General features: G+C 72.4%; 11 protein-coding genes. 7 read left to right on the forward strand and 4 right to left on the reverse strand.

The features are described from left to right. Positions 1–137 precede the first annotated feature (137 nt). Entirely contained in the window at positions 138–1,175 is a 1,038-nt protein-coding gene (locus ACOKM3_RS25825; RefSeq protein ID WP_426903407.1) for a hypothetical protein, read from the reverse strand. A gap of 267 nt (positions 1,176–1,442) precedes the next feature. On the opposite strand from ACOKM3_RS25825, the gene ACOKM3_RS25830 reads away from it, so the two are divergent. The 3 genes from ACOKM3_RS25830 to ACOKM3_RS25840 are packed head-to-tail and all read left to right on the forward strand — an operon-like array spanning position 1,443 to position 3,986. Continuing rightward, positions 1,443–2,243, forward strand: a complete 801-nt coding sequence (locus ACOKM3_RS25830; RefSeq protein WP_426906894.1) for a class E sortase — start codon at positions 1,443–1,445, stop codon at positions 2,241–2,243. 46 nt (positions 2,244–2,289) lie between these two features. Next, positions 2,290–2,493 (forward strand): DUF3311 domain-containing protein, encoded by a 204-nt coding sequence (locus ACOKM3_RS25835; RefSeq protein ID WP_426903408.1) that lies wholly within the window; start codon positions 2,290–2,292, stop codon positions 2,491–2,493. Continuing rightward, a complete protein-coding gene (locus ACOKM3_RS25840; protein ID WP_426903409.1) occupies positions 2,490–3,986 on the forward strand; it encodes a sodium:solute symporter family protein in 1,497 nt (498 codons plus the stop codon). Before ACOKM3_RS25835 ends, ACOKM3_RS25840 begins: the two co-directional genes overlap by 4 nt. Before the next feature lie 36 nt (positions 3,987–4,022). Here ACOKM3_RS25840 and ACOKM3_RS25845 read toward each other — a convergent pair whose 3' ends face one another. Together ACOKM3_RS25845 and ACOKM3_RS25850 are read right to left on the reverse strand one after the other, a co-directional pair. Next, positions 4,023–6,551: an FtsX-like permease family protein gene (locus ACOKM3_RS25845; RefSeq protein WP_426903410.1), complete on the reverse strand. Its 2,529-nt coding sequence runs from the start codon at positions 6,549–6,551 to the stop codon at positions 4,023–4,025. A 112-nt stretch (positions 6,552–6,663) separates the two neighbouring features. Continuing rightward, the gene (locus ACOKM3_RS25850) at positions 6,664–8,085 is read right to left on the reverse strand and encodes an MFS transporter (RefSeq protein ID WP_426903411.1); all 1,422 of its coding nucleotides are present in this window, start codon (positions 8,083–8,085) and stop codon (positions 6,664–6,666) included. Between the two features lie 113 nt (positions 8,086–8,198). Here ACOKM3_RS25850 and ACOKM3_RS25855 point away from each other — a divergent pair, with 113 nt between their 5' ends. From ACOKM3_RS25855 to ACOKM3_RS25870, 4 genes are all read left to right on the forward strand, one after another. After that, entirely contained in the window at positions 8,199–8,726 is a 528-nt protein-coding gene (locus ACOKM3_RS25855; RefSeq protein WP_426903412.1) for a winged helix-turn-helix transcriptional regulator, read from the forward strand. A gap of 47 nt (positions 8,727–8,773) precedes the next feature. Continuing rightward, on the forward strand, positions 8,774–9,100 hold the full coding sequence (locus ACOKM3_RS25860; RefSeq protein ID WP_426903413.1) for a DUF6412 domain-containing protein: 327 nt from the start codon (positions 8,774–8,776) through the stop codon (positions 9,098–9,100). A gap of 76 nt (positions 9,101–9,176) precedes the next feature. Beyond that, positions 9,177–9,947, forward strand: a complete 771-nt coding sequence (locus ACOKM3_RS25865; protein ID WP_426903414.1) for a YidC/Oxa1 family membrane protein insertase — start codon at positions 9,177–9,179, stop codon at positions 9,945–9,947. 144 nt (positions 9,948–10,091) lie between these two features. Beyond that, the gene (locus ACOKM3_RS25870; protein ID WP_426903415.1) at positions 10,092–10,949 is read left to right on the forward strand and encodes a fumarylacetoacetate hydrolase family protein; all 858 of its coding nucleotides are present in this window, start codon (positions 10,092–10,094) and stop codon (positions 10,947–10,949) included. 905 nt (positions 10,950–11,854) lie between these two features. On the opposite strand, the gene ACOKM3_RS25875 is transcribed toward ACOKM3_RS25870, so the two are convergent. Continuing rightward, positions 11,855–12,808, reverse strand: coding sequence for an IS481 family transposase (locus tag ACOKM3_RS25875; RefSeq protein WP_426903416.1), 954 nt, complete (start codon positions 12,806–12,808; stop codon positions 11,855–11,857). Between the last annotated feature and the right edge of the window lie 55 nt (positions 12,809–12,863).

Consider the following 12,863-nt stretch of genomic DNA (forward strand, 5'->3'; position numbering starts at 1 on the left):
CGGCCCGACGGTTCAGTCAACGAGTGTGAAGATACTGCACGGGTCGGACATAGAGGCCCTAGCCCTCGAAACGGAGGGCTTAGGGCCCTGACGATCCCGTATCAGGAACGTGAGGGGCGCGCTTCAGGAGCGTGGCCTCAGGCTGCGTCACCGTGGCACGACGCATACGCGTTCCCCGACCCACACCAACACCCCGCCCCCGCCGCCGGCGGCCACGCCACCGCCCGCCCCCGCGCCGCCAGCGTCGTCGCGTATTGCGGGAGGAGGGAGACGTCCTCCGGGGAGGAGCCCTCGGAGGCGGCGAAGGCTTCGTAGGAGGGGACCGTGCCCGTGACGATGCCGACGTTGGCCGTGCCCGATGCCGTCAGTTCCCGAAGGGATGCCTCCGTCGACGACAAGTGGGCCTCGTAGGAGGGGTATTCGGAGGTCAGGGTCGGGTATGCCGACAGGAGTTCTGTGTATTCCGGCGATGGCCAGTGCAGGACTGCCACCGGGAAGGGGCGGGACAGGGCCTCCCTGTACGAGCCCAACTCCGCCCGGATGCGGGAGATTTCGGCCTGGAGTTCCGCCGGGTTCTCCGAGCCGAGGGCCCAGGTGCGCTTCGGGTCGTGGAGTTCGTCCAGGGAGACCGGCGTGCGGTTGGCCTGGTCGGCGAGGGCGTCCCACGCGTCGTGCTCCACCCCGAGCATGCGGCGCACGCGGTGGCGGCCGAGGAGCAAGGGGTGCTTCGGCAGAGGGACTCCCGATTCCCGCTCCGAGGAAGGAACCAGGAGGTCGAGGGCCTCTGTGAACGTCTCGTGGGCCTGTTCGAGTTCGTCGTGGGCCTCGAGGGATTCCGCCACGATCACCCAGGGCGCCGGGTCGCGCGGCGCCGCCGTGCGGATTCCCGTGATGATCGCCTGGGCCTCGGCCTCGTGGCCGTACTCCCAGAGGTTCGCTGCCTTGAGTGCGCGGATCAGGGCGGGGGACTGGGGGGCCTCGGCGGACAGCAGGCCGTCGTAGAGGGTGGTCGCGCGGTCGCGGGCCTCGGCCAGTTCGTAGTGGGCCGCGGCCTGGAGGAGCAGGTGCTCCGCGTCCTCCGGGTACATCGCCGCCGTGCGCTCCAGGCGCTCGGCTTCCGCGACATGGTTCGCACGGTCGGTCTCGGCGGGCGTGGCAGGGGTGTCGGGGCGCATGGGGGACACCGTACTGCCGGAACCCTGGCCGGGGACCCCCCGATCGGGTCGGGCGACTCTCCCGGCGCAGGGGCGGGCGGCTCTCCCCGCGCAGGGCGGGGCGACTCTCCCGGCCGAGGGGCGGGCGACTCTCCCGGCGCAGGGTCGGGTGGCTCTCCCGGCGCACCGAACCGTGGGCAACCCCGCCCACGGCGCCACGCCCTGCCCCTGGTGACTTCGCGCCCCGCGATCTATCTTGCGCGCGTGCTGCTGCAACGTCTGCAACGTATGCGTACCGATCGGCCCGCCGTCGTGACCCAAGGGCCCTCGCGGCGGTCCTCCGTGCGGCGCCTGCTCTGGAACGGTGCCGAGGTCGCCGTCACCCTCGGGCTCGTCGTGCTGCTGCTCGTCGTGCACCAGTTGTGGTGGACCAACCGGCAGGCCAGGGCCGGTGCCGATCGGCAGGTAGAGGCCCTCGAGCGGCAATGGGGGGAGGCCTCGGCCGGAAGTGACGGAAGTGTCGATCACACCGAGCCCGCCGCCGGGGCCGTCGAGTCCAGTGGCACCCCGAGCGACGATCCCTCCGTCACTCCGGACGACCACCGCGCCAAGCCCGCGCCGCCGCCCCAGCCGAACTGGGACCAGGCCTACGCCGTCCTCGGCATCCCCCGCCTCGGCCTGCGCGCCCCCGTCGCCCAGGGCATCAGCAAGGCGAACGTCCTCAATCACGGCTACGTAGGCCACTATCCCGGCACCGCCCAGCCCGGCGGCGCCGGGAACTTCGCGCTCGCCGGGCACCGGAACACGCACGGCGAACCGTTCCGCTACATCAACCGGCTGCGGCGCGGCGACACCCTCACCGTCCGGACGAAGACCGCCTCGTACACGTACGTCGTCGACAAGACGCTCGCCCAGACCTCGGCCGGCGACGGGGGCGTGATCGATCCCGTGCCGCGCAGTCGCGTCGTGGCGGGAGCCGGGTACGGCGAACCCGGGTACTACATCACCCTCACCACCTGTACGCCCGAGTTCACCTCCAAGTACCGGCTCATCGTGTGGGGGAAGCTCAGCAAGATGAGCCCTCGGTGACCGGGGTCCCCGGCAGCGCCCGCCACCCCCGATAGGCTGCCGTTTCGTGATCAAACGGCCCCACCTGCTCTGGCTCCTCGTCCCCTTCGTGCTCTACATCGGCGCGCTGCCCTTCGTGAACCGCGTCGAACCCGTCGTGTTCGGGCTGCCGTTCCTGTTCGTGTGGCTGCTGGGGGCCACGCTCGTCACCCCGTTCGCCGCCTGGCTCACCTGGCGCGGCGACCAGCGGCTCAAGCGGGGCCGGTCATGAGCGATGCCGCCGTCGCCACCACCCTCTTCGGCGTCTTCATGGTCGTCACCGTCGCGCTCGGGCTGCTCGCCGTACGTGGAAGGGGCGGCGGAGGCGGGCTCGCCGAGTGGTCCGTGGGCGGGCGGTCGCTCGGGGCCGTGTTCGTGTGGGTGTTGATGGCGGGGGAGGGGTATACGAGTTTCTCGTATCTCGGTGCTGCCGGGTGGGGGTACAACTACGGCGCCCCTGTGCTGTACGTCGTCGCTTACATGTCCTGCGGGTACGCCATCGGGTACGTCGTCGGGCCGTTGTTGTGGGCCTACGCGCGCCGGCACGGGCTCGTGAGCATCACCGACATGGTCGCGCACCGGTTCGGGCAGCCATGGCTGGGTGCCGGTGTCGCCGTTCTCGTCACCGTGTTCCTGCTCCCGTACATCCAGTTGCAGATCACCGGGATGGGCGTCGTCGTCTCGACGATCTCGTACGGTGCCGTCGGCCTCAACTGGGCCTATTTCATCGGCTTCGCCGTCACCACCGTCTTCGTCGTCGTCAGCGGGTTGCGGGGGAGCGCCTGGGTGTCCGTCCTGAAGGACCTCCTCGTCATCGTCACGCTCGCCTTCCTCGCCGTCTACGTACCTCTTCATTACTTCGACGGGTACGGGGACTTCCTCGGGCGGCTCGTCGAGGAGAAGGGGGCCTGGCTGACGTTGCCGGGGAGTGGTGGATCGCCTTACGGAGAAGGGTGGTTCGCCACGACGACCTTCCTGAACGCCCTCACCGTCGTCATCTTCCCGACCACCGTCGCCGGGTATCTCGGCGCCCGGAGCGCGGACGCGCTGCGGCGCAATGCAATGTGGCTGCCCGCGTACAACGTGCTGCTGTTCGTGCCCATGTTCCTCGGGATGGCGGCGCTGTTCGTCGTGCCCGGGCTCACCGGGGCCGAGTCGAACCTCGCGCTCTTCAAGCTCGTCGTCGATTCGCTTCCCGCGTGGGTCGTGGGGATCGTCGGGGTCGCGGCCGCACTGTCGTCGATCGTGCCGATGGCCGTGTTCATGCTGGTCATCGGGACGATGTGGGGGAGCAGCGTGTTCTCGCTCGTGCCGCGCTGGCGGGACTCCTCCCAGGCTCAGAAGACGTGGTCGCAGGTCGTGGTCGTCGTCGCCGGGTCGGTCGCGCTCGTGCTGACGTACGCCGCGCCCAACACGCTCGTACGGCTCTCCCTCATCTCGTACGAGGGGATGGCGCAGCTCGTGCCGATGCTGCTCGTGGGTCTGGTGTGGCGGAGGCTGAGTCTGGTGGGTGCGCTGAGTGGGCTCGTGGTGGGGGTCGGGGTCGTGTGCGGGCTCGTGTTCAGCGGGCACGATCCGGTGTTCGGGGTGAACGCCGGGATCGTCGCCCTCGCCGCCAATCTCGCCGTGACGCTGGTGGTGACGTACGCGTTCCCGGCGGACAGGGACGAGCGGGCGGACGAGGACGTGCTGGCCCGGGAGCCGGTCGGGGCGGAGGCCGGGTAGCCACTCGTACTTCTACCCCCGCGCCTGCCCCTGCCCCTACTCCTGCGCCCCCGCCGCCTCCACCGGCCGCGTACGCAGCGCCGCCCACGCCGGCAGCAGCGTCGCGGCCAGCGACAGCGTGACGGCACCGGCCACGACCGCCCCGTAGATCCACCAAGGTCCTGACGGCATCCAGGTGTTCGCCGCCGCATGGGCGAACGGGAACAGTGACGTGCTCGCGGCCGCCGTGCCGAGCAGCAGGCCGATCGCGGCGACGATCAGGGCCTCGATGGTCAGCATCTTCATGACCTGGCCCTTCGTGGAGCCGACCAGCCGCTGGAGCGCGAACTCCCGGCTGCGGTTGCCGACGGAGAGGACCAGCGAGTTGACCACCGCGAGCACCGTGTAGGCCACGATCATCGCGATGAGTAGGTAGTTGATCCAGGCCTGGGTCTGAGCGTCCTCGGCCGTGGCCTCGATCAGCGACTCGCGGTCGGTGACTTCCAGGCCCGGTGCGAGGGACGCGAGAGCCGGGACGGCGGCCGAGGACGACGTCCGGACCAGGATCTGCGAGGGGCGACCCAGATCCGTGTGGGCCGCGAGCAGACCGGCGGGCAGGAAGGCCGTCTCGTAGCCGGGGCGGCCCTTGAAGAGGGCGACGATGCGGACGTCGACCTTGTCCCGGTCGCCGAGGCGGAGCGTGAAGCTGTCGCCGACCGCCTTGTGCAGCTTGCGCGCCCGTTCGGTGGTCAGCGCCACGGTGTTCCCGTCGAGCTTCTCCAGGCTGCCCGCGACCGGTCGTACGGCCGTGGTGAGGGAGGCCTGCCGCGCGCTGACGCCCTGGAGCGGGATGCCGTCCTCGTCGGTCACGCCGTCGATGAAGCCCGTACTCGTGGCGTAGGCGCTCGCCGCTTCGACGCCCTTGGTGCGGCGGACCTCGGCGAGGAGCGCGTCCGAGACGCCGCCCGCCGCCGGTGAAAGCACCGCGTCCGCGCGGAGGTTGGCCGCGTACGCCGACTTCGTGGCCTCGATCTGCGTGGTCTGGAGGTAGAGGTTGCCGGTCGCCATGCCCGTCGCCAGCATCAGCGGCGTCACCGCTGCGGCCATGCGGACGGCGCGGACCCGGGCGTGCGAGACGGCCAGCTTGCCGCCGGCTCCGGTGAGCCGGCGCACCGGGCCGCCGATCAGCCACGCCATCAGCTTGGTGAGGCCCGGTCCGAGCAGCGCGAACCCGATGACGGCGCACAGCACGGTCGGTCCCGCCGTGCTGCCCGCGATGGGCCCGTCGAACAGCAGGACGGTGAGGATGGCCAGGGCCGCGGCCCCGGACAGGAACAGGACCGCCAGGACGATCCGCAGCGGGTGTGCCCAGCGCAGCTGCACCTCGGCCTCGCGCAGCGCCTCCACCGGCTTGACGTTCACCCCGCGCCGGGCGCCGATCCAGCCGCCGAGGAGCGCGGTGATCAGCAGCGCGCCGGCCGCGGCCACGGCCGGGATCCAGCCCTGCGCGTACGTCACGGAATCGGAGACGAAGCCCGTGCCCTGGAACTCGCCGAACAGCCACCGGCCCACCGGCGGTCCCACGAACCAGCCCGCGCCCGCCGCGACCACGGCGACCAGCAGCGTCTCGGTCAGCAGCATCCGGCGCAGCTGGCGCTGCGTCGAGCCGATGGACCGCAGCAGCCCGAACTCCCGGCGCCGCTGGCCCACCGACAGCGCGACCGTCCCGGACACCACCATGATCGCGACGACGGTGGTCATGCCGCCGAACGCGCCCGCCAGCGCGACCAGATCGGAGCCGCTGGTCAGCACCTCGGGGAACTCCACGGTGCCCCGGCCGTCGCCGGTAACGACCTTGAGCGGCTGCCCGTCGAGTGCGGCGGCGACCCGGTCGCGTACGTCCCCGAGGTCCGTGCCGGGCGCTGTTCGTACGGCGATGTCCGCGACCGCGGGGGCGAGCGCCTGCGCGGCGTCGTCGGAGAGGAACACGGCCGCCCGGTCCATCTCCTGTGCGGCCTTCACCACCGCGCTCACGGTGTACGTCCGCGTGCCGTCCCCGGCCGCGATCCGGACCTCGTCGCCGGGGCCGACGCCCGCGGCCCGGGCCGTCCGGGTGTCGAGGGCGACCTCGCCGTCCCGCGCCGGTGCCTTGCCCTCGGCGATCCGGTACGGCGCGAAGGCGGCCGAGGCCCAGCCGTGCGCCTGCGCCTTCACCGGCGAGGCCCCGCCGCGTGCTTCCGGTACGAGCGCCGCGTCGAAGGTCCGCTCGGCGACGGCATCGCGCACGCCCTCGACGGCCCGCACCCGGTCAAGTGCCGTGGTGGATACGGGCACTTGCTCGGGCATGATCGCCGGGTCGTCGCTGTCATCGGGTTCGTCGCCTTTGGAGGGCGGGGTCACCGAACGGTCGCCCGTCACCACGAGGTCGGCCCGCGCGAGCCGCTGCGCGGGCGCGTTGTTGCGTACGCCGGTCTCCAGCAGGCCGCCGCAGGACATCACGATGACCGTGCCGAGGAAGAGCGCGAGGAAGGTGGCCGTGAGGCTCTTTCCCCGGTACCGGATGGTGCGCCTGGCCAGCTTCCACATGTTCCGTTGTCCCCTCGTCCCCTCCGCCTGATCTCACCGGTCACGCTATGGACGCGGGTCGCGCGCGCCCATGGGAGTGGCGCCCGTGTGCGGGGTGGGGAGAACCCCCGGTTCAGCCCCGGGCAGGCGCCGGCTTCCGCTCCCGCAGCCCGAGCAGCAGGCCCGCCGCCGCGAGGGCCAGCACGCCGGAGGCGATCAGCGCCGCGTTCGTGCCGTCGGCCAGCGCGTGCGTCGACGTGCCCGTGGACGTGGACACCGCGATCATCAGGGCCACCCCCGCCGCCGAACCGATGTACCGCGCCGTGTTGTTGGCGCCCGAGCCCATCGCCGCGCGACCGGCCGGGACCGATTCGACGGCGAGGAGCGGGAGCGCCGCGTTGAGCAGGCCGCTGCCGATGCCGGAGACGACGAGCCCGGGCAGCAGCCGCGTCCAGTGCCCGGAGCCCGCCGCGCCCAGCATCGTGGCGACGGCCAGCGCGTGCAGGGCGAAGCCGACGGCCAGTTGGTGGCGCGGGGAGACCCGGCCCGCCAGGCGCCGCGCCTGAAGCGCGACGAGGAACGACGTGCCGGACCAGACGACCAACAGCCCGGCTGTGCCCATCGGGCTCACGCCCATCGTGCGCTGGACGAGCGTGGGGACGTAGCTGAAGAGCGCGATGACCGACAGGCCGGTGAACAGGCCGCCCGCCGTGGCGGCGAGGAAGAGGGGGCGCCGCAGGAGCGACAGGTCGAGCATCGGGGTCGCGCTGCGCCGCTCGACCGCCACAAATGCCGCCAGAAGCACGGCAGTTGCGGCCAGGAGTACGCCGATGGACACGCGGAGCCAGCCGTCGCGGCCGAGGGTGAGCGCGGCGAGGAGGGCGCCCAGCGCGAGGCCGAGCGTGAGGGCGCCGGGCAGGTCGGGGCGGCCGGCGCGAGGCGAGCGGGACTCGGTCAGGGCCCGGGGTGCGAGGGCCGTGACGAGCAGCGCGGCCGCGCCCAGGACCGCGTACGACCAGCGCCAGTCGGCGAGCCCGGCCACCCAGCCCGCGACCACCGGGCCGAGCGCGATGCCGCCGCTGACGCACGCGCCCCACACGCCGGTCGCCCTGATGCGGCCCGCCGGGGTCGGGAACGCGTGCACCAGCAGGCCCAGGCTCGCCGCGATGATCGCGGCCGAGGCGGCGCCCTGCGCGACCCGGGCGAGGGTGAAGAGCAGGGTGGTGGGGGCCAGTGCGCCCAGGATCGTCGTGAGGCCGAGGGCGAGGGTGCCGAGGACGAAGGCGCGGCGCCGCCCGTAGTCGTCCGCGAGGCTGCCCGCGACCAGGAGCAGCGCGGCGAGACCGAGCGGGGTGCCGTTCAGCAGCCAGGCCTGGGCGGAGAGGCCGGTGTGCAGGGACGCGGCCGTGTCGCCGAGCGTGATCGACGGCGCCGCGTACGTCATCAGCGTCACCGCCGTCGCCGCGCTCGTGACGGCGAGGGTGGCGGCCGGGCGGACGGCGGCGGCCCCCGGCGGGGCCTTCGCGAGTACGGGCCGGGGCGTGGGCTGTGACATGGCTGGACCCATCCAGTCTTAGGTTCAGTGAATGAACTTACCGGGCCACCTGAACGTAGCACGGTGAGTTCATTCACTGAACCTAATAGCGGAGAAGTGGCTACAGTGGGGCCATGGCTCTCGGCAAGGACTACGCGACGCAGCAGTGCTCGGCCGCCCGTGCGCTGGAGGTCGTCGGTGAACGCTGGACGCTCCTCGTCGTGCGCGACGCCCTCTACGGCGTGCGGCGCTACAACGACTTCCTCGTCCACCTCGGCATCCCGCGCGCCGTCCTCGCCACCCGGCTCCAGGCACTCACCGCGGCCGGGGTCCTGGAGAAGCGCCGCTACCAGGAGTCGCCGCCGCGCGACGAGTACGTCGTGACCGCGCACGGACGCGGGCTGTGGCCGGTGCTGCTCTCGCTCAGCCAGTGGGGGCGGACGATCCCGGGGACCCTGCCGGCGCGTGAGTTCCGGCACGCCGCGTGCGGCACCGGGCTCGGCGTCGTGGGGGAGTGCCCGGCCTGCGGGGGCTTCGTGCCACCGGAGGAAGTCGAGATGCTGCCCGGCGCCGCGCTCGACCCGGACCCCGCCGATCCGGTGAGCCGGGCGCTGCTCGAACCGCGACGCCTCCTCCAGCCGGTCGTGACCGAGCCTGTATAACTGGCAGGACGCGTACGCACGCGCGAGCGGCGAGAGGAGGCAGGCACATGGCACGCACGACCAGTGGACCCGCCCGGTCCATGACGCTGCGGCCCGTCGCCCTGCTGCTCTTCGTCCTCCTCGGTTCGGCGCTCGTCGACACCGGCAGCATCGCCGGCGCCGTCGCGCTCGCCGCGACCGCCGCCGCGGGCTCCGCGCTCGCCGCCTGCGCCGTCCTCGCCGCGCGCTCCGCGCCCGCCGTGGCGCGCACCCGCGTCCGCACCGCCATCCGCGACCGCGAGCGGCGCACCGCGTTCCTGCCGCAGCGCGATCCCGACGCCTCGGGCCGCCCCAGGCCCCGAGCACCCGGACGCCTCGTCCCGACGGCCTGCTGAACCTTCCGGTTCAGCGGTCCGTCACGCCGTTTCGCTCACCGATTCAGGCACGACGAGACCCCCGGAGGGCTCATCCATGTCGTCGTTCATGTCCGTTTTCGCCAGCCTGGTCGCACACCTCGCCGACCTCCTCCACCCGCTGCTCGGCGCCTCCGCCACGGCTGCGGCGATCATCCTGTTCACCGCGTTCGTACGCCTCCTCGTCCACCCCCTGTCGCGGGCGGCGGCCCGTGGCCAGCGGGAACGGGCCAAGCTGCAGCCGCGCATCGCCGAGCTGCGCAAGAAGCACAAGAACAGCCCCGAGGCGATGCAGAAGGCGATCATGGAGCTGCACCGCGAGGAGAAGGTCTCCCCGCTGACCGGCTGCCTGCCGATGCTCTGCCAGATGCCGGCGTTCTTCCTGCTCTACCACCTGTTCTCCAACCGGAGCATCGGCGGCGAACCCAACACCCTGCTCGGCCACACCCTCGGCGCGGCGCCGCTCAGCGGCCGGTTCCACGACGCGCTCGCGCACGGCGGGCTGTTCGGGGAGCAGGGGCTCGTCTACGTGGCGTTGTTCGCGCTCGTCGCCGCCGTCGCGAGCTTCAACTACCGGCGGACGAAGCGGCAGATGGCGCAGGCGCAGCAGAACAGGCCGAACGGTGACCAGCCGCAGGTGCCGGGCATGGCGGCGATGGGCAAGTTCATGCCGCTGATGTCCTTCTTCACCCTCTTCACGGTGGCCTTCGTGCCGCTCGCCGCCGCGCTGTACGTCGTCACGTCGACGACGTGGAGCTCGATCGAGCGGGCCGTGCTCTACCGGGACATGCCGTACGCGGGTGGGGCGGCGGCCGCGCCGGCGCTCTGAGCGACGCTCAGCGGTGATCCGGGTCCAGTCCGTGAACGGGGTATTGCGGACTGGACGTTCTCCTTGGAGGATCGACCAGTCCTCCGATGGCTGCACGCCGCACCGGGCCGTGGAGGCTCCTCCTACTGCAGAGGGAGTTACACCATGAAGCTGCTGCGAGTCGGTCCCGCCGGAGCCGAGCGCCCCGCGCTGCTCGATGCCGAGGGAACCCTGCGCGACCTGTCGGAACTCGTCACGGACGTCGACGGGGCGCTGCTCTCCGACGACGCCGCGATCGAGCGCGTACGGGCCGCTGCCGCGGCCGGGGAGCTGCCCGTCCTCGACGCGTCGGGGCTGCGGATCGGCCCGCCGGTGGCCCGTATCGGCAAGGTCGTGTGCATCGGGCTGAACTACCACGACCACGCGGCGGAGACCGGCGCGGAGCCGCCCGCCGAGCCGGTCGTGTTCTTCAAGGCGGCCGACACGGTCGTCGGGCCCGACGACACGGTGCTCGTACCGCGCGGCTCGGTCAAGACCGACTGGGAGGTCGAGCTGGCCATCGTCATCGGCCGCACGGCCCGCTACGTCGAGTCCCACGAGGCGGCGCTCGCGTGCGTCGCCGGGTACGCGGTCGCGCACGACGTGTCCGAGCGCGAGTTCCAGATCGAGCGCGGCGGCACGTGGGACAAGGGCAAGAACTGCGAGACGTTCAACCCGCTCGGCCCGTGGCTCGTGACCGCCGACGAGGTCCCCGACCCCCAGGCGCTCGGCCTGCGGCTGTGGGTGAACGGCGAGCTCAAGCAGAACGGCAGCACGGCCGACCAGATCTTCCCGGTGGCCGAAGTGGTGCGCTACGTAAGCCAGTTCATGACCCTGTACCCCGGCGACGTCATCAACACCGGCACACCGGCGGGCGTCGCCATGGGCCAACCCGAACCGAAGCCGTATCTGCGGGCGGGTGACGTGGTGGAACTGGAGATCGACGGCCTGGGGCGGCAACGTCAGGAGTTGAAGGGGGCGTAGGCGCTCCGCTGGGGTGCGGGGGCGGTGTGGCCTGCGCCGCTCTTCCGTCGGCGGTCGTCCGGGTGCCCGTCTGCCGGGCTGGGGGCGGGCCATCCCGTGTCGGCCCCGGCCCCCGCGCGGGACCTGAGTGCCGAACCGGGGTGGCGGAGGCGGGGCTTCGCCCCGGGCCCCGTGCCTTGGGTGTCGGCGGGGCTCGAGTGCCGAACCGGGGTGGCGGAGGCGGGGCTTCGCCCCGGCCGCCGCGAGTCTCGTCCAAGATCGGGGCCTGAATTGCCGGAACCGGCGCTGCGCCCCGCGAAGGCCGTCGCCGCCGACGCCCTTTTCCCCGCCTATCTCCCACCCGCCCGCCCCCTCCGGGGGCGTCGGCCTGACGGGGTGCCCCCGCCCTGCCCTGGGCGATCCGCCGCTGGCCACGGCTCCCCGCCGGGGTGGTCGATCGCACCTGCCGCGGGCAATCTGCCGTCGGCTACGGCTCCCCGCCCGGGTGGTCGACCGCACCTGCCGCGGGCGATCCGCCGTCGGTCACGGCTTCCCGCCCGTCGCGGTCGGCCGCCCCCGCCTTGGGCAATCTGCCGCCTTGGGCGGCAGGGTGGGCAAGGCGGCGCCCCGGTGCCGCGCAACGCTACGGGCGGCACCGGCACCGGCACCGGCACCATCGGCACCGGCACCGGTACCGCGCTATCGGTAACGCCGGGCAGGCGGGAGTTTGACGACGGGGACTAGGGCCCTTCTGACGGATCTTGCTGGAGTCGCGGGCCCTGGCACGCACATCTGCTGCGTTGTCGTCGGTTGCCAACGCTCCGCGTTGACGCCCTCCTCCGCCTTGCAGCTGCACGCACCAGACCCCACTCGCCTGCACCGCACATGGACGCCGCCCGCATCCAGCCTGATCCGTCAGAAGGGCCCTAGCTGTGCTGTTCTGACACGTTGGTGACGCGGCTGGCTGGTGTGTGGCCGTCGATTCCGGTGTGGGGTCGGTGGTAGTTGTACCAGTCGAGCCAGTCGTCAAACGCTGCCCGGCGTTCGGCGTCCGAGGTGTAGGGCCGCTGGTAGGCCCATTCCTCGAGCAGGGTGCGGTGGAAGCGTTCGACCTTGCCGTTGGTCTGCGGCCGCCAGGGCCTGGTCCAGCGGGGGCTGATGCCCAGCCGGCGGCAGGTCTGTTCCCAGGTGTTCTTGGTGTAGGCCCAGGCGTTGTCGGTCAGCACCCGCTCGACCGGGATGCCGCGGGTGGCGAACCAGGCGGTGGCCCGCTCGAGGAAGCCGGCGCAGGTGGCGGCCTTCTCGTCGGGCAGGTCCTCGGTGTAGGCGAGGCGGGAGTGGTCGTCCAACGCCGTGTGCAGGTAGGCCACTCCGGCCGCTTGCCGGTTCTTGCGGCCCGCGGCCCGGCCCAGCGTCCGGTGTCCGCCGCCGTCGGGGATGCGGCCCAGCTTCTTGACGTCGACGTGGACGAGTTCGCCGGGCCGGGCGCGTTCGTAGCGGCGCACGGGCCGTCCGGTGGCCCGGTCCGTGCAGGACAGCGGCGGCAGCCGGTGGGCCTGCAGGATGCGGTGGACGGTCGAGGCGGCGATCCCCGTGCGCACCGCGATCCGCTGCGGCCCGATCCGGTGTTCCTGGCGCAGCCGGACCACCTCGTCCTCGACGGGGGCCGGGGTCTTGTGGCGTTGGTGGAGCGGGCGGCTGGAGCGGTCGTACATGCCGGCCCAGCCCGACTTTCGGTAGCGGCCTGCCCAGCGTTGGGCGGTGGTGTGGCTGACCTGGAAACGCTCGGCGGCGCGGCGCAGCGGCCAACCGTCCTCGACGATGCACACGGCCAGACGCAGCCTGCCCGTTGGGGTCAGCGGCGCGTTACGGTGGCACATGAGGGCCTCCTGGACTCGGCGGTAGATGTCGCAATCCCCACCGAAACCAGACGGC

This window comes from Streptomyces nidicola (assembly GCF_050106155.1).
Taxonomy (GTDB): Bacteria; Actinomycetota; Actinomycetes; order Streptomycetales; family Streptomycetaceae; genus Streptomyces.

Coding starts and splice junctions, on each gene's coding strand:
- ACOKM3_RS25845 (WP_426903410.1), bottom strand. CDS start 6,551: ATGTGGAAGCTGGCCAGGCGCACCATCCGGTACCGGGGAAAGAGCCTC.
- ACOKM3_RS25860 (WP_426903413.1), top strand. CDS start 8,774: ATGGCACGCACGACCAGTGGACCCGCCCGGTCCATGACGCTGCGGCCC.
- ACOKM3_RS25865 (WP_426903414.1), top strand. CDS start 9,177: ATGTCGTCGTTCATGTCCGTTTTCGCCAGCCTGGTCGCACACCTCGCC.
- ACOKM3_RS25855 (WP_426903412.1), top strand. CDS start 8,199: ATGGCTCTCGGCAAGGACTACGCGACGCAGCAGTGCTCGGCCGCCCGT.
- ACOKM3_RS25830 (WP_426906894.1), top strand. CDS start 1,443: ATGCGTACCGATCGGCCCGCCGTCGTGACCCAAGGGCCCTCGCGGCGG.
- ACOKM3_RS25875 (WP_426903416.1), bottom strand. CDS start 12,808: ATGTGCCACCGTAACGCGCCGCTGACCCCAACGGGCAGGCTGCGTCTG.
- ACOKM3_RS25870 (WP_426903415.1), top strand. CDS start 10,092: ATGAAGCTGCTGCGAGTCGGTCCCGCCGGAGCCGAGCGCCCCGCGCTG.
- ACOKM3_RS25825 (WP_426903407.1), bottom strand. CDS start 1,175: ATGCGCCCCGACACCCCTGCCACGCCCGCCGAGACCGACCGTGCGAAC.
- ACOKM3_RS25850 (WP_426903411.1), bottom strand. CDS start 8,085: ATGTCACAGCCCACGCCCCGGCCCGTACTCGCGAAGGCCCCGCCGGGG.
- ACOKM3_RS25840 (WP_426903409.1), top strand. CDS start 2,490: ATGAGCGATGCCGCCGTCGCCACCACCCTCTTCGGCGTCTTCATGGTC.